Here is a 16527-nt window from a genome sequence, read left to right as displayed (position 1 = left end):
CACCTCCACCACGCTATGGCTTACGAGGCCGTGAGCGACATCGTTCACGACCGCGACTTTCTCAAGGTCCGCGGCCTGGGTCCGGATTTTCTCTTGAAGCTGGAATCTCTCAATCCGGCCGGGTCGATCAAACTCAAGACCGCCGTGGGCCTGGTGGACGACCTGCACGGGCGCGGCCTGATCGGGCCGGATACCGTGCTCATCGAGTCCTCGTCCGGCAACCTGGGTGTGGCGCTGGCGATGACTTGCGCCGAACGCGGCATTGCATTCACCTGCGTGATCGACCCCAACACCTCCAGCCACAACATCCGCATGATGCGCAGCTATGGCGCCTCGGTGATTCGCGTCGAAACGCCGGACGCCAACGGCGGTTATCTGGGCACGCGCATTGCGCTGATCCGGGAGAAACTCGCCGCCGACTCGCGTTATCTGTGGCTCAACCAGTATGAGAACGCCGCCAACCCCCGCGCCCATGCGCGGACCACCGCGCACTCCATCTCCCGCCAGATCGGGCACGTGGATTACCTGTTCGTCGGGGCCGGTACCACCGGAACGCTGATGGGCTGCGTGGAGCATTTTCGTCGTCATCATCCGACCACGCGGATCATCGCTGTGGACAGCGTGGGCTCGGTGACTTTCGGCACGCCAGCCGGCCGACGCTGCATACCGGGCCTGGGCACCAGCCAACGGCCGCCGATCTGCAACATCGACGGCATTCATGCGCTGGAAATGGTGCCGGAGGCGCGCGCTGTCACCATGTGCCGGATATTGGCGCGCACCAAGGGCCTGCTGGTGGGCGGCTCCACGGCCACGGTCATCGCCGCCGTGCATGCCTGGCGCGAACGCATCCAGCCGGGCGCGGTGGTGGTGGCGCTGTCGCCGGACTGGGGCGAGCGTTATCTGGACACCCTGTATGACGATCAATGGGTCGAGCGGCACTTCGGCGCGGAGGTCTTGGGCATGAGCCTGGCCGACATGCCCATCGTGCCGCAGCGGACCCGCTACCTGGCGGCCGAACGCGAGACGTGCGCGGCGTTTCATGTGGTGGACGGGCAGGTCGTAGCGCGCCTGCTGCACGCCGACCCGCAAGCCTGTATCGAGGATGTGCGGCAGGCTTATCTGGATCATCACGCCGGACAGACCGTCAACCCCGACAGTTACTTCCTGCACTTTCCCGATGCGCCGGCTAACCGGATCATCGCCTTGCCCGCCAGCCTCACCGGCAGCCAGCCGGTCAGCGGCATCAAATGGATTTCCAGTTTTCCGGGCAACATCGATGCAGGCTTGCAGCGCGCCTCGGCGGTGCTGGTACTCAACGATCCGTTGACCGGCTACGCCTTCGCTTGCCTGGAAGCCTCGCGGATCAGCGCCATGCGCACCGCGGCCTCGGCGGTGCTGGGCGCTTACTGGCTGAACCGCCGGCAACGTCGTGTCGGGCGCGTCGCGTTCATCGGCGCGGGGTTCATCGCCCGCACGATTCTCGACTTGCTGGTCAGCGATGGCTGGACGCTGCAGGACGTCCGTGTTCACGACCTCGACAAGGCCTCGGCCGAGGCGCTGCTGGGCCATGCGTCCCAGGTCCACGGGTTAGGCGCAGCGGCTGGCGAACTTCACGATTCGTTGACAGCGGATCTGGTGATTTTCGCCACCACCGCGCCCAGCCCTTACGTGCATGAGCCGGTGTTTCGGGCTGGGCAGATCATCCTCAATATTTCGCTGCGCGACCTCGGTCCCCAGGTGATTGGCGCAGCCGACAACATCCTCGACGACGTGGAGCATTGCCTCAAGGCCCGGACCTCGCCCGATCTGGCGGTACAGCACTATCAAGCCCGCTCGTTCATCACCGGCACCCTCGCGCAACTGATGCTGGGCGAGGTGGAACTGTGTCCTGATAAGCCGGCGATCTTCTCGCCGTTCGGGCTGGGCGTGCTGGACCTTGCCGTGGGCCAACGGATTTACCGGCAAGCGCGGGCCGAGGGCAGTGCCCTGGCCGTAGCGGATTTTTTCTTCGAATCGAACCGTTGGTGACTGCCATGCACTGTTTTGCTCCGCCGTTCAGAATCGCCATTGTCGGCATGGGCTCGCGCGGCCTCAGCGTCCTGGAACAACTGATTGGCCTGGCGCGGGAGGCGAGCGGCCTGCGGTTGCGTATCGACGTGTTCGACCCACGGGCACCGGGTTCCGGCCTGCACCACGCCCAGCAGCCCGACTACCTGATGCTCAACACCATGGCCGGGCAACTCACGGCGTTTTCTACGCGCTATCCGTCGTGTGAGTCGCCGGGCATGACTTTCCTGCAATGGTGTGACGCCAGCCGGGTGCGTCTCGACGAGCGTGGCCACGTCACCGAAAGCCATGGCAGGCCGGTGGCGTATGGTGATTTCGTGCCGCGCAAATTGCTGGGGCGATACCTGCAGGCGTGTTATCGCATGCTGGTCCGGCACTGCCCGGCGCATGTCCAGGTGCAGCACCACGCCGAGGCTGTCACTCAGTGCCGGCCGCTGGCGGACAGGCCCGGCTTTGGGCTGGTGACCGCCAGCGGCTGGCAACAGGCCTGCGACGGGTTGTTTCTCACCGCAGGTCACGCGCCGCAACCTGCCGCGCCGGATAACCTCGGGCAGCGAGTGGCTATCGAGGGCCTGGGCCTTACGGCCATGGATGCCCTGGCACACCTCACCGAAGGTCGCGGCGGGCGGTTCGTGCCGGACCGATGTTTCGCCGGTTGGCGGTATCAGCCTTCAGGCCGCGAGCCGCAACTGTTCATGTATTCGCGCAGCGGCCTGCCGTTTCACGCCCGGCCCCGATGGCAGCCTGGCGGCTGCGAGGCTTTCCCACGCCTGTACTTCACGGCGGCGGCCATCGATGCGCTGAGGTGCGGGCGCCATTCAGGCCGACTGGATTTTCGCGCCGACGTGCTGCCGTTGATCGACGCGGAAATGCGTGCCGTGTTCTATCAGGCCAAAGTCCGGCTTGCAGCGCCCAGGCAACTGGGGCACCTCCAGCAACAGATGCGACAGGCCCAGACGCCGGAAAAACGCACCACGCTGTTCGCCCGGCTGGCCGAGCAGTGGGATGATTTCGAGCCGCAGGACTGGCTGACGGTCGCACCGTGGACCGGGCCGCAGGGCCAATACGCGAACGGGTTTCGCCGCTGGATCGAGCGCGACCTGGCCTTGAGCCGCCTGGGCACCGCGCAAAGCCCGCTCAAGCAGGCGCTGGAAGTGTGGCGCGACTATCGCGACCTGCTGCGCCGGGTAGCGGACGGCAACGGTCTGACGGACCGCTCTACCCATGAGTTCTATGCGGTCTGGGCCGGGGTTTCCAACCGCCTGGTCGGCGGTCCGCAGCATGAACGCTATGAGGACCTGCTGGCCTTGCTCGATGCGGGCATCGTGACCCTGCTGCCTCCAGGCGCCGAACCCGCCCTCAGCGTCGATTCGGTCATCACAGCGCGCGTCGCCCATGGGCACGCGGGCCTGACCGGCGATCTGCTGGAGCAAGGATTGATCCGCGCAGCGCATCCGTACCCGGCCGACGGCATCGAGACCGATGCTCTGGGACGGGCCGTTCTCCAGGACGGTTCCGTGCAGCAGCGGCTCTGGGTGCTGGGGCCGGCCGTAGAAGGCTGGCTGTTCTACAACCACTACGTGCCGACGCCCGATCCGGCGTGCCTGGCCCCCACTCAGGCACGCGTTGCCGCGCAATCCTGTCTTGACAGTCTCACCGCCAGCCTGGCGAGACGGCACTGCGCCTGAACACCTCACCCCGTCCACTCATAAGGAAGACTACTCATGTACGAGATCACGTTGCTCACCGCGCTGGCCGGCGCCTTTATTGTGCTGATCATCAGCCCCGGCCCGAACTTTCTGGTCATCACCCAGCTGTCCTACAGCCAGTCACGGCAGCAGGGCATCTGTGCCGGGCTGGGCGTGGCCTCCGGCAGCATTCTCTGGGCGCTGCTGGCGGCCACCGGGCTGGGCCTGATGTTCCAGCAATTGCCGTGGCTGCAACCGGGCCTGCAATTGCTCGGTGGCGGCTACCTGACCTGGCTGGGCACCAAGAGCCTGCGCAGCGCCGGCAGCCAGCCCAAGCCCCGGGACATCGGCGCGCTGGGCATCGGCAGCCTGGGCCGCGCCTACCGCTTCGGCCTGCTGACCAACATGACCAACCCCAAGGCGCTGGCGTTCTACACCAGCGTATTCACCACCGTGACCACGCCGGGCATGCCGCTGTGGGTCCGCAGCGCGGGCGTGTCGATCATCGCGATTCTGGCCATTTCCTGGTTCGTGCTGCTGGCCACGCTGTTCTCGATCCCGGCCGTGCAGCGCCGCTACCAGCGCATGAAGAAGGCCATCGACGTGGTCACCGGCCTGTTCATGATCGTGTTCGGCCTGCGCCTGCTGATCGGCCTGCTGCCCGCCGGCCTGATCGGCTGAGGGTTGGCCCTTTGCAAGGAGAGACTCATGCACAGCAATGACTGGAATTACCCGACCGCGATGCGTGTCGGGGCAGGGCGCGCCGCTGAACTGGCTGACGCGTGCCGCAGCGTCGGGATGCAGCGGCCATTATTGATCACCGATCAGTGGCTCGGCCAAAGCGCCATGGTCGGCCGGGCGCTGGAGGACTGTCGTCGTGCGCTCGGCAGCTGCGGGCTGTTCGACAACGTCAAAGGCAACCCCACCGGCAGTAATGTCGCCCATGGCCTGGAAGCCTACAAGGCCGGCGGCCATGACGGGGTCATCGCGTTTGGCGGCGGCTCGGCACTGGACGCGGCCAAGGCGGTGGCGTTGATGTCCGGGCAGCATCGTCCGCTGTGGGATTTCGAGGACATCGGCGAGAATCATCGGCGGGTCGACCCGGCGGGCATCGCCCCGGTCATCGCGCTGCCGACCACCGCCGGCACAGGCTCCGAAGTCGGCCGCGCTTCGGTGATCACCGACGAGGCGGCACGGGTCAAGCGCACCATTCTGCACAGCCGGATGATGCCGCGCATCGCCATCCTGGATGCCGAGCTGACTGTGGATCTGCCCGCGCACTTGACCGCCGCCACCGGCGTCGACGCATTGACCCATTGCCTGGAAGCCTGGTGTTCGCCGGTCTGGCACCCGATGGCTGAAGCGGTGGCGGTCAAGGGGCTGCAGATGATCAAGGCGCATTTGCCGCGGGCAGTGGCCGACGGCCGGGACATCGAGGCTCGTCAGCAAATGCTGGTGGCATCCAGTCTGGGCGCCGCGGCTTTCCAGCGTGGCCTGGGGGGCGTGCATGCCATCGCACAGAGCCTCGGCGCCCTGTACGATTTGCATCACGGTCTGCTCAACGCGGTTCTGCTGCCTTACGTGCTGACAGCCAATCGCCCGGCGCTCGTCCGGCAAATGGACGATCTGGCGCTGTTCCTGCGTCTGCCCCGACCGGGTTTCGACGGCGTGATGAGTTGGTTGCTGGACCTGCGCGAACGTATCGGCATTCCCCACACCCTGGGCGCCATCGGCCTTGATGCAAGTGACGCGCAACGGGTCGGGCGCATGGCATACGTCGATGGCTGCTCGCACACCAATCCGATCCGGCATACGGCCGAAATGTATTCGCAGATCTTTTGCCGTGCGGTTCAAGGGAGCTAGACGATGCCGCAGCTCAATGAAACGGGGGTGCAGCGGGTCGCGAAGGTGTGGCGCGAGGCGGTGGAACAGGGACGAATCGTCGGCGGTGTCTTATTGCTGGCCCAGGCCGGCGAGCTACGCTATGTCAGCGCCCGAGGCTGGGCGGATCGCGAACGCCGCCTGCCGATGCAGCGCGACACCCGCTTCCGTCTGGCGTCGTTGACCAAGTTGCTGACTTCGGTCACCGCATTGCGCCTGTGCGAACGGGGCGTGCTGGATCTGGACAAGCCGGTCACCACCTGGCTGACTACCTTTCGCCCACGGCTGGCAGATGGCCGCGAGCCGGTCATCACGCTGCGGCATCTGCTGTCCCACACTGCCGGGCTGGGTTATGGATTCGAGCAGCCGCCGAACAATGCCTATCGGCTTGCAGGCGTGTCGGACGGCCTCGATCAGTCGAGCATCGGGCTGGCGGAAAACCTGCGACGGCTGGCGCAAGTGCCGTTGCTGTTCGCGCCAGGAACCGCGTGGGGGTATTCCCTGGCCACTGACGTGGTGGGCGCCGTCATCGAACAGGCGACCGGCGTGGGATTGGGCGAGAACGTGGCCCGTTGGGTGACCGCGCCTTTGAGCCTGCACTGCACGACCTTCGATCCGCCGGGCCAGGCCGATCTGGCCGTGGCCTACAAAGATGGCCCGAACGGGCCGCAGCCCGTCGGCGTCAGTGACGTTCTGCGACTGGACAGCGGGCGCGCGCAGATCAGTTCGGCTCGAGCGTTCGATGTCCGAGCCTTTCAGTCAGGTGGCGCGGGCATGCTGGGCACGGCGGACGATTACCTGCGACTGCTGGAATGTCTGCGCCAGGGCGGTGCACCGCTACTGAGCGCGCCCAGCACCGAGCAGCTGTTAGGCAATGCCATCGGTGAAACGCTGATAAAGGGCAGGGGTGCGGGCTGGACGTTCGGGTTGGGACCGCTGGTGCTGAGTGATCCGCGAGCGGCCAGGCAATTGCAGGGCGCCGGCACCTGGTCGTGGTGCGGAATCTACGGCAGTCATTACTGGGTCGACCCCCAGGCCGGTATCAGCCTGGTGGTCATGAGCAATACGGCGGTGGCCGGTGCCTGGGGAACGCTGGCCGACGGGCTGGTGGAGGCGATCTACAGCCCGAGGGTTCGAGGGCGGCCGCCGCCAAGCGCTACTATCCCTGGACTACGTGCCTAGTCGTTGTCGCTGGTGTGTGCCCAGCGTCTGTCCAGCTGCGGATCTGGCGCCTGGCCTTGGCCGGTGCCGGCTTTAAGCCCGGTTCCGGGTCGCGCAGGAAGGCGGTACGCGAGGCCGCGTCATTCGGTCGGCGATTCGGTATTGATGAACGCCGGCACCTCTGCCAGTGGATAATGGCGCTGCTGGTCGCGGGTGACAGGCCGTTTTGCAGGCAAGGGATCAAGGCGCTGAGGCTGCCCTGTTTCCAGCGCCCGGCCGATGGCTTGCACCACGCGAACGTCGCGCCAGCCTTCATCGCCGTCCGGCTCGGGCGCTACGTCGTTGAGGATGCAGTCGGAAAAATACGCGGTTTCGCCCGCGAATTGATCCACCACCGGGTGCGCATGTTCCTGGGTCTTGTCGCCGACGGTCGCCGTGTAGGTGATGGCGACCCCTGCACCGAAGCCGAAGCAGGGCTTTGCATCGATCTGGCCTTCGCTGCCCAGCAGTTGGAAGCGCTCACTGCTCGGCAGGCTGTAGCTGACGGTGAACTGTGCCAGCCGCTCCTGCGGGAAACGCAAGGAAACCGTGACGGTATCCGGGGTGCTCATCTTGCTGCCCGGTGTGGTGATGCCCACCGCGCTGACTTCAATCGGCTCGTCACCGAACAGTTGACGCACCATGTTCAAAGGATACGGCCCCATGTCGCTGACAGGACCCGCAGCGAAGCCATGTTCGGTGCGATGATTGCTGGCCTTGACCGTTTGGGTGAAGGTCGAGGTGAACAGGCGCGGATCGCCGAATTCCCCGGCCTGCACACGCTCGATCATTTCCAGGGTGCCCGGCTCGCAGTGCAGTCGATAAGCGATCATCAGTTTCGCACCGGAACGCTGCGAAGCCTCGATCATGGCCTGGCAGTCGGCCTCGCTGGTGGCCATGGGTTTTTCCAGCAACACATGGATGCCCGCTTCCAGTGCCGGGACCACGAACTGCCGGTGCAGAAAATTGGGTGTGGCGACATAAACCGCGTCAACTTCGCCTGAAGCGAGCAGGGCGGAATAATTGTCGTAGCTGTAGCTTTTGAGCCCGTATTGACGCGCCAGGCGTTCAGCCTTCACCGGGTCGCCGGTCACCAGCGCGGTCATGACGGAATTCTCCGTCTGGCCGACACCGGGCATGAACGCGCCTTGGGAAATTGATCCGCCCGCTACCACGCCGTAGCGGATTTTGCCGTCTGAACTGGGCATTCCAAGCCTCCTGGTCGATGGGCAGGCGATTGCCTGCCCGTTCAGAATGGAGCGCTCGGAAAACGTCAGGTTCAACGGGATTTTCGTCTCAAGCGCAAAGCGGCAGAAAACTGCGCGGCGAAAAGAGCAACGCCGCGGCCTGCCCGTGCCTGAACCTTGCCGCTACCCTCATGCGGCTCCGGCATCGGCGTTATGCCGGGCAATTACCTTGATCTCGAAATCAAAACCATACAGCCAGGTGACGCCGACACAGGTCACGGTCGGGTAAGGCGCGCTGCCCCAGAATTCCCGGGCAGTGTTCCAGATGGTGTCGAACCGTTTTTCCGGGTCGACGATGAAGATGGTGGTGTCTACCACGTCGTCGAAGCTGCTGCCTGCCGCTTCGAGAATCGCATTGAGGTTGGTGAATGCCTGGCGGACCTGTTGCTCAAGGCCTGGCTGGGGCGAGCCGTCTTCGAGGCTGCCGACCTGGCCGGACACGAATAGAAAGCCGTTGGAACGGACAGCCGGCGAGTAGCGGTTACGCTCGTAGAGGTCCTGGCGTCCAGCGGGGAATACGACGTCACGTGCGGTCATGGGAATGTCTCCAGTCAGAAGGTCGAAGCGACCCGAGTCAGTGATGGACAGACTGTAGAAGCTTGCATTGGCCGGATAAATGCCCAATTCTGGCCTGCACTGTTTGCAGATCCCAAACAATCACCGGCAGCGAGGCCGATATGGACCGTTTCGATGCGATGCAGGCCTTTGCTCGGGTGGTGGAGACCGGCAGCTTCACCAGGGCCGCCGACACCCTGCACATGAGCAAGACCAGCGTGACGCAGCTGATCCAGCAGCTGGAGGCACGCTTGCGGGTCAAGCTGCTCAACCGGACCACGCGCAAGGTCAATGTCACTGCCGAAGGTGCGCTGTACTACGAACACGTGGTGCGTTTGCTGGCGGACATGGACGATGCCGAGAGCAGCCTGTCCGGCGATACCGTGCTGCCTCGCGGGCGGCTGCGGGTCGATGTGCCCAGCCCGCTGGCAAGCTTGATCCTGATTCCCGCGCTGGCGGATTTTCACGCCCGCTACCCGGACATTCAGATCGACATGGGCGTAAGCGACCGGATCGTCGACATAATCGACCAGAGCGTGGATTGCGTGGTGCGGGGCGGCGAACTCACGGATCAGTCCTTGGTGGCGCGGCATGTCGGGGATCTGCGCTCCGGTATTTATGCGTCGCCCGGCTACCTGGAGCGTGTCGGGCGACCCGCGCATCCGAGCGAGATCGAGGGTTCGGCGCATCGTATCGTCGGCTTTCTCTGGGCCCGCCATGGCAAGGCGCTGCCGTACCCCATGCGTCGCGGGGCGGAGTCGGTATTGATTCAGGGTCGACCAGTGCTGGCCGTCGACGACGGCAACGCTTATGTCGCGGCGGGGGTCGCCGGGCTTGGTCTGCTGTGGCTGCCGGACTACATGGCCAAGGCCCATGTCGCCCGTGGCGAGCTGGTGTCGTTGTTCGAAGACTGGCAGCTCGACAGCATGCCGATGTATATCGCTTACCCGCCCAACCGGCATATCAGCCGCAAGTTGCGCGTGTTTATCGACTGGATCATCGAGCTGATGGCCGAGCACGCACCGCTGATCGAGCGCGGCGCGCGCTGATCAGCCGGCGATCAGCGCCAGCAGTCCAAGCAGCAGCCAGCCGATGCCCAGCAGCGCCATCAGCAGCCGCAGGGCATAAGGCGACAGCATCACCAGCGCCAGCCCAGCCAGCGACATCAGCCCCAACCAGCCGACCGGCCCCATGGCCCAGCCCCAGTTCGCCACGCTGGTGGCGAACCCGCCCGCCAGCGCCGTCCAGCCGAGGATGCGCAGGGCGTGCAGGCGCGTTGTTACCGGCACGCGTTGCAACAACTGCCGGTAGTGCCGTTCCAGCCCCAGACACAGACTCAGCATGCCGCTGAAGGCCAGCAGCGCGGAACTCATCAGTGCCAGACTCATTCAGTTCGCCTCCGCCGCATCAGGGCCTGTTTGTCGGGAAATGCGGGGTTGCGCCGGTTGGCCGAGCTTCCAGGTCATCCAGGCCAGCAACCCGCCGATGACGACTGCACAGGCGTGCAGGTAGAGGGCTTCGCCACGGTGTGCGCCGAACAGGTCCAGCAACGGCAGGCCCAGGCACAGCAGCGCCGTCAGGCCCAATTGCTCGCGCCAGGCCGCCATCCACGGGCGCACGATGGCGTGGCCCAGGCTGGCCAGCCATACCAGGAAAAACACCTGCACCTCATGGCCGCCGCGGTGCGCCAGCTCCACCGGCAGCAGACGATTGGCCCACATGAAGGCGACGCAGGCCAGCGCAAGACCGGCCACCACCGCCACGTTCAGCCGCTCGGCAACGTGATAGAGCAAGGCGGCGAGGGCGCCTTCGTTGTCATGCCGACGGCGGCGCTTGACGGTGAACAACACCACACCCGTGGCGAGCATGGCGCAACTGGCCAGGCCGCAGAGGAAATACAGCCAGCGCATCGGATAACCGCCGAATTGCGCGAAGTGCAGGCCGGACATGACCTTCTGGGTCAACAGGCTGGCCCGGCTTTCGGCAGGCGGGCGCAGGACTTTGCCGGTCACGCCATCGAACAGCATGCTCTGGCCCTTGCTCAGCTCGATGCGGTTACCCAGCACCGGCCGGGCTTCGATGCGCGCATCGCTGCGCCCCGGATTCCGGATCGACAACCCGGCCACCGGCCCCAGCTGCCGTTCGGCTTCGGCCAGCAACGGCCCCAGCGCAGTGAGCGCCACACCGGTGTGCACCTCGCTACGCTGACGTTCCGCCGCCTGCCGCTCTATCGGGGCGCCGCGGATTGCCCGGGTTGCCGCGTCGCGGTCGCCGTCGAACAGTGCGTCCATCGCCGCCGGCATGTAGATCAGGTAGAAAATCACCAGCCCGGTGTAGGTAATCATCAAGTGAAACGGCAACACCAGCACCGCCGTGGCATTGTGGGCGTCCAGCCAGGAACGCTGGCCCTTGGCAGGCCGAAAGGTGAAGAACTCCCTGAAGAACTTCTTGTGAATGACGATGCCGCTGACCAGTGCCACCAGCATCGCCATCGCCGCCAGGCCCACCACCCAGATGCCGAGATTGCGCGGCAGGTTGAGGGTGAAGTGGAAACGGAAGAAGAAGCTGCCGCCGGCGGTTTCCCGGATTGTAAGCGGTTCGCCATTGTGCGGGTCCAGTACGGTGCCGCCGCCGCGCCGCTGCTCGCCGGCGGACACAGTCAAGGCTGGCGAACGCTCGGTTGGCAGCCCGATGTTCCATGTGCGGGCATCGGCATGGCGGGCTTGCAGATAGCTCAGGGCGGTTTGCGCCGCCTGGACCTGGGTCAGCTCATGGGCGGGAATTTCCGGGCGCATCCAGCCGTCGATTTCCTTGTCGAACACCGCCAGCGTGCCGGTCAGGAAAATGGCGAACAGCAGCCAGCCGAAGATCAGGCCGCTCCAGGTGTGCAGCCACGACAGCGATTGGGTGACGGTCTTGTATTTCATCCCAGGCGCTCCAGCCATTGTGGCCAGAAGCCGATCACGCTCAACGGCAGCGCCAGGGCCATTCCCGCCCAGGCCTTGCGTGCGCTGCGGCAGGTAAATACCCAGAGAATGGCCAGGGTATAGACCAGAAATGAAAGCAGGGTGGCGATAATCAGGGCGTTCACCTTGTCCAGCGGCAGCAGCCTCGCCAACGCGGCAGTGAAGGCATAGGTAAACAGATAGCCGCCCAGGAGGGCGGCGGTGATTCGGGAGATCGTCGACCAGGCGGTGGAGCGTGTGTTCATGGCGGCTATCCAGGCGAAGCCCGGCACCAGGGCCGGGCGTTACCCTCAGAACGAGGTGGTGATCGAGGCGTACACCGAACGGCCCGGTTCGTTGTAAGTGCTGGCGCCGGCGCTGGTGCCGGCGCCTTCGCGGTAAACTCGCTTGTCGAACAGGTTGTTCAGGCCGGCGCTGAGCGAAAGGTGCTTGTTCAGCTCATAAGTGCCGCCGACGCCCCAGACATGGTACGGATCGACGGGCCGTAGTTCATTGGCGGCGGTGACCGGCGCATCGCGCAGCGGGTTGACCTGCCGCGGTTCCTGCTTGCCGTAGTAGGTGCCGGTCAGGCTCAGGGACAGCGCTTGGCTGACCTGCCAGTCCAGCAGGGTGTTGATCGTGTACTTGGGCGTGACCGACAGCGGGTTGCCGTCGCCGTCCTTGCTTTCCTGCATGTAGGTGAAGTTGGTGTTCCAGCTCAGGGTGTCGCCGTTCTCGCCCAGCAACGGAATACCCAGGTTACCTTCCCAGCCCTTGACCACCGCATCCTTGGCGTTATCCCACTGCAGGATCGCTTCGTTGATGGATGTGCGGCCGACCAGATCGTTGGAAGACACGATCTTGTTCTCGTAGTCGTTGCGGAAGTAGGTGAGGCCAGCACTCCAGCCATCTCGCACGAAGCTGATGCCCAGCTCCTTGTTGATGCTGATTTCCGGGTCCAGATTCTCGTTGCCCAGCACATAGCAGCCGCTTGAACTGAGGCTTGGCGCACAGCCGTTGCCGTTGCTGCGGTACAGGTAGTTGGGGTTGGACTGGTACAGGTTCGGTGCCTTGAACGCCCGGGCGATGCCGCCTTTGAGGGTGATGTCGTCGGTCAGCCTGTAGGACGAGTTGAGGCTTGGGCTCCAGTTGGCGCCGAACTGGTCATGGTGGTCCAGGCGCAGGCCGGGTGTGAGGTACCACTTGGGCGTCAGCTCGATATTGTCTTCCAGAAACACCGCCATGAGGGTGGCGTCCATGTCGGTGGCACGCGAACCTGCGGCCGAGTTGGGCAGGCTGCTGCCGATGGAGCGGTCCATGGTGCTCGGGTCATCGAGTTCCTGGCGGTTCCATTCGGTGCCCACGGTCAGTGTCTGCGGCAACAGGATCTCTAGGGGGATATCCAGTTGGCCCTGTAGCAGATAGCTGTCGTAGGTGCTGGTGCTCTTGTCGGCATTGGCGCTGATGTCGCCATCCACCGAACCGGTCTGGCCTTCCAGATAGCGGTTGTTACGTGTTTTTTCGTACTGCGCGAGCAGGCGCGAGGTGCCAAAGGCCCAATCGCCACGATGGGTGACGGAAAAATTCTGGCGGTACAGGGTGTTGGTTTCGCGTCCCAGCAGGCGATTGATGGTGCTGTCCGGCACCAGCGAATCGGTACCGCCGGTGCCGACGTCGCCCGCGTAGATGTTGCCCTGGCGGCTGTAGCCGGTTTCGAAATCCAGGGTTTGCTGCGGGTCGAGCGCCCAGCTGACCAGCGCGTTGATGTCCTTGTTGCGCACCCCTTCGCGGCCGGCCGCCAGCGACGCGCCACTCGCGGTGTGGTCCTGGTTGATGTCAGCGTCGTCGGCGTCGGTCTTGTTGAGGTTGCCGTAGACACGGAACGTCAGCGCATCGGTCAGCGGCCCGGCCAGGCTGAAGGTGGTGCGCTTGGTGACGCCCTCTGCATCGTCTTCCGGCATGCTGGTGTAGGCGGTGAGCGAGCCGGTCAGTTTGTCGGTCGGGCGCTTGGTAATGATGTTGACCACGCCGCCCATGGAGCCTGAACCGTAGCGCGCTGCCGCCGGGCCGCGCAGCACTTCGATGCTCTCTACCTGATCGGCCGGCACCCAGTTGCTGTCGCCGCGAGTGTCGCGTTCCCCGGAACGGGTGTAGCGCACCGAATTGCGTGAGGTGACCGGCTTGCCGTCGATCAGGATCAGGGTGTTTTCCGGACCCATGCCGCGCAGGTCGATCTGGCGGTTGTTGCCGCGACTGCCACTGGCGCCGTTGCCGGTGAGGTTGACGCCGGGCATCTTGCGCACGATGTCAGACAGGTCGTTGACCGGCGGGCGCTTCTTGATGTCTTCGGCGGTGATCAGGGAAACGCCCGACGCTTGCTTGAGTTCCTGCTCGGCGGTGGCCACCACATGGGTGTCCGACAAGTGCAGTGCATTCGGATCGTTGCTCTCGCCGTTCGGCGTGTCCGCCAGCAAGGCGGTGGGACAGGCGGCCAGCAGGGCCAGGAAAAGGTGGCTGAGCTTGAATTGCGGTTGCATCTACAACTCCTGTTGCCTTGAAAACGCCGGCTCTGAACCAGCTTTCAAACGGAGGGAGCGAGGAGCGAGCATCACGCTGCCAGCCGGCAATTGCGCTCATCCAAGTCCCTGGATGGCGAAGATGGTAGTCATTCTCAAATGAGAGTAAATGTATTTTACACTTTATACACTTGGTAGCCGCAGATGCAGGCGCAGCCCCGGCTCGGCGTTCTGCGCCCAGATCTGCCCGCCCAGCGAATGGACCACGCTGCGCGCAATGGATAACCCCAGGCCGAAGCCTTCGCCGCCGGGCCGTTGGGCATGCAGTCGGGTAAAAGGCTGGAACATCTGTTCGAGCTTTTCAGGAGCAACGCCGGTGCCCTGGTCTTCGATCCAGAGGTGCCAGTTCAGCCCCTCGCGCTGTCCGCCCAGCCGCACCACGGCGTTGTGCGGAGAATGACGAATGGCGTTGCGCAGAATGTTTTCGAACACCTGCGCCAGACCATTGAGGTTGCCCGACACCGTGCAGTCGGCCGGCAGGTCGCAGGGCAGCCGGTCCAGGGTCCAGCCGGTTTCGAAACAGGCGTCTTCGCTCAGCAATTCCCACAGCTCGCCGATCAACACCGGCTCCAGCGGCAGCTGTGGACGCTCGGTATCCAGCCAGACCAGTTCCAGGGTGTCGTTGATCAGGCCTTCCATGACCCGCACCTCGCGCTCCTGACGCAGGCGCATGGCGGCGATGTCCAGTTCGCGCTCACCGGCGACCCGCAGGCGGCTCAGCGGCGTGCGCAGTTCATGGGACAAGGCGCGCAGCAACTGCCGTTGAAACACCACGGTGTCTTCCACGCGGTCGGCCATGTGATTGAGGGCCCGGGCCAGCTCGCCCAGTTCGTCACGCCGGCCTGCGATGCGCGGACCGACCCGGGCGGCCAGGTCGCCGGTGCCCAGCGCATTGGCCTGGCGACGCAACGCGGCCATCGGCGCGATCAGCACCCGGTACAGCAGCACCGCCAGCAACAGCGCCAGGCTGGCGGGCAGGACTTGCTGCAACAGCAGTTGCCACAACTTCTGGTGCTGGCGCGGATGAAAGCGTCGTGGCAGGTCCAGCACCAGGCGGCCCTGGCCGTCGCTGAACGGCACGTAGAACGTCGGCCAGCCGTCGGGGCGCCCGACCATCCAGTCGAGCCTGCGCACGAAGTTCAGCTTGGCTTGCTCGTCCGGATGCAACCCGGTGGAGGACAGCGAGCGGCCATGATCGTCCACCACGACGGCCCATACCTGCTCGCGCTGGCGCAGGTCCGCGAGGAACTGGTCGACACCGGTCGCGCGGTTGCGCTTCCAGGCCTGCTCGGCCTGGGCGGCGTAATCGGTCAGGCCGCGCCGGGCCGGCTCGCCCAAACGCGCCGTGGCGTCGTGAAGGCGCTTGCTCAGGTCCACATGCAGGCTGACCACCAGCAGACACAACAGCGCCAGTACGCCGATCAGTTTCCATAGCAGCGAGTGCCGGTCAGGCAGATTCATGGGGCGGGACGGGTCAGCACGTAACCGGCGCCGCGCACCGTTTCGATCCGCGCGCCGTTGTAGCCCACGGCCTGCAACTTGCGGCGGATGCGGCTGACATGCATGTCCAGACTGCGGTCATGCTGCGAATAGGCGCGGTGCATCGCCTGCTGGTACAGAAATGCCTTGCTCATGACTTCGCCCGCATGCTCCAGCAGCACTTCCAGAATCCGGTACTCGGTGCTGCTCAGGTCGGCCCAGCTGCCTTGGTGGCAGGCATCGCATCGCTGTCTGTCGAGCACCAGCAGCGGGTCTTCATCGACCGGCGCTCTGCCCGATTCCTGTTCATAGGCGACCCGGCGCAACACCGCATCGATGCGCACGTCCATCTCCAGCATGCTGAAGGGCTTGGGCAGATAGTCATCCGCGCCCTGGCTGAAGCCGACGATGCGATCCTGCTCGGCGCCCAGCGCCGACATCAGGATCACCGGCAGGCGCTGGCGACGGCGCAGTTCGGCGAGCACCTCCAGGCCGCTGCTGCCGGGCAGCATGATATCCAGCAGGATCAGGTCGAAAGCCTGGGAGCGCACCAGGTCCAGGATGTCTCCAGCGTCATGGCGCAACGTGACAGTGAAGCCACGCCGGCCCAGGTGGCTGGCCAGGTGAGCGGCCAGCAACGGGTCGTCTTCGACGGCCAGGATCCGAGGGGTAGGCTGGGTGTGCAGGGCGCGGTGCATGGGGATTACATCCATAGATACGGCAGCGCGCGGATGCTAGCAAAGTTTCGAATGTATGTTAATGGTAATTGTTCGTATTAATGGCTTGCGGATTCGCCCACCGCAAGCCCGTTTAGTCCTGTATGAGCGAGCCTGCTCGCGAAGACAGACCGTCAAGTCCTGAACCGCGCTAGCGAAGACAGGTGAGCGAC

14 protein-coding genes are annotated in these 16527 nt (G+C 64.8%); 6 read left to right on the top strand and 8 right to left on the bottom strand.

Going from position 1 to position 16527, the window contains the following annotated elements; translation table 11 throughout:
• Positions 1–15 precede the first annotated feature (15 nt).
• From sbnB to EGJ27_RS03635, 5 genes are read left to right on the top strand one after another with little or no spacing between them, the layout of a single operon-like run.
• Positions 16–2028: a 2,3-diaminopropionate biosynthesis protein SbnB gene (sbnB, locus tag EGJ27_RS03655; RefSeq protein WP_125829453.1), complete on the top strand. Its 2013-nt coding sequence runs from the start codon at positions 16–18 to the stop codon at positions 2026–2028.
• 5 nt (positions 2029–2033) lie between these two features.
• A complete protein-coding gene (locus EGJ27_RS03650) occupies positions 2034–3755 on the top strand; it encodes an FAD/NAD(P)-binding protein (protein ID WP_125829338.1) in 1722 nt (573 codons plus the stop codon).
• A 36-nt stretch (positions 3756–3791) separates the two neighbouring features.
• Positions 3792–4436: a LysE family transporter gene (locus EGJ27_RS03645; protein ID WP_125829337.1), complete on the top strand. Its 645-nt coding sequence runs from the start codon at positions 3792–3794 to the stop codon at positions 4434–4436.
• A 27-nt stretch (positions 4437–4463) separates the two neighbouring features.
• Positions 4464–5618, top strand: coding sequence for an iron-containing alcohol dehydrogenase (locus EGJ27_RS03640; protein WP_125829336.1), 1155 nt, complete (start codon positions 4464–4466; stop codon positions 5616–5618).
• 3 nt (positions 5619–5621) lie between these two features.
• Positions 5622–6818 (top strand): serine hydrolase, encoded by a 1197-nt coding sequence (locus EGJ27_RS03635; protein ID WP_125829335.1) that lies wholly within the window; start codon positions 5622–5624, stop codon positions 6816–6818.
• Between the two features lie 119 nt (positions 6819–6937).
• Here EGJ27_RS03635 and EGJ27_RS03630 read toward each other — a convergent pair whose 3' ends face one another.
• Together EGJ27_RS03630 and EGJ27_RS03625 are read right to left on the bottom strand one after the other, a co-directional pair.
• Positions 6938–8044: a Gfo/Idh/MocA family protein gene (locus EGJ27_RS03630; RefSeq protein WP_125829334.1), complete on the bottom strand. Its 1107-nt coding sequence runs from the start codon at positions 8042–8044 to the stop codon at positions 6938–6940.
• Positions 8045–8212: 168 nt separating this feature from the next.
• Complete coding sequence (locus EGJ27_RS03625; protein WP_125829333.1) at positions 8213–8620, bottom strand: RidA family protein; 408 nt, start codon at positions 8618–8620, stop codon at positions 8213–8215.
• A 140-nt stretch (positions 8621–8760) separates the two neighbouring features.
• Here EGJ27_RS03625 and EGJ27_RS03620 point away from each other — a divergent pair, with 140 nt between their 5' ends.
• Positions 8761–9687, top strand: coding sequence for a LysR family transcriptional regulator (locus tag EGJ27_RS03620; protein ID WP_125829332.1), 927 nt, complete (start codon positions 8761–8763; stop codon positions 9685–9687).
• Here the strand turns inward: EGJ27_RS03620 and EGJ27_RS03615 are convergent, their stop codons facing one another.
• The 6 genes from EGJ27_RS03615 to EGJ27_RS03590 form a co-directional block, all read right to left on the bottom strand.
• Entirely contained in the window at positions 9688–10026 is a 339-nt protein-coding gene (locus EGJ27_RS03615) for a DUF3325 domain-containing protein (RefSeq protein WP_125829331.1), read from the bottom strand.
• A complete protein-coding gene (locus EGJ27_RS03610) occupies positions 10027–11565 on the bottom strand; it encodes a PepSY domain-containing protein (RefSeq protein WP_125829330.1) in 1539 nt (512 codons plus the stop codon). It lies immediately after the preceding gene.
• Complete coding sequence (locus EGJ27_RS03605) at positions 11562–11849, bottom strand: DUF3649 domain-containing protein (protein ID WP_125829329.1); 288 nt, start codon at positions 11847–11849, stop codon at positions 11562–11564. Before EGJ27_RS03605 ends, EGJ27_RS03610 begins: the two co-directional genes overlap by 4 nt.
• A 45-nt stretch (positions 11850–11894) precedes the next feature.
• A complete protein-coding gene (locus EGJ27_RS03600; protein WP_125829328.1) occupies positions 11895–14120 on the bottom strand; it encodes a FepA family TonB-dependent siderophore receptor in 2226 nt (741 codons plus the stop codon).
• A 162-nt stretch (positions 14121–14282) separates the two neighbouring features.
• Positions 14283–15620: a sensor histidine kinase gene (locus EGJ27_RS03595; RefSeq protein ID WP_125829327.1), complete on the bottom strand. Its 1338-nt coding sequence runs from the start codon at positions 15618–15620 to the stop codon at positions 14283–14285.
• Complete coding sequence (locus EGJ27_RS03590) at positions 15617–16336, bottom strand: response regulator transcription factor (protein ID WP_125829326.1); 720 nt, start codon at positions 16334–16336, stop codon at positions 15617–15619. The genes EGJ27_RS03595 and EGJ27_RS03590 overlap by 4 nt, the downstream gene beginning before the upstream one ends.
• Positions 16337–16527: the final 191 nt, after the last annotated feature.

This window comes from Pseudomonas sp. v388 (assembly GCF_003935425.1).
Classification (GTDB): Bacteria; Pseudomonadota; Gammaproteobacteria; order Pseudomonadales; family Pseudomonadaceae; genus Aquipseudomonas.
Note: the sequence above shows the minus strand (reverse complement) of the source record. Positions and strands in the feature narration are given on the sequence as shown.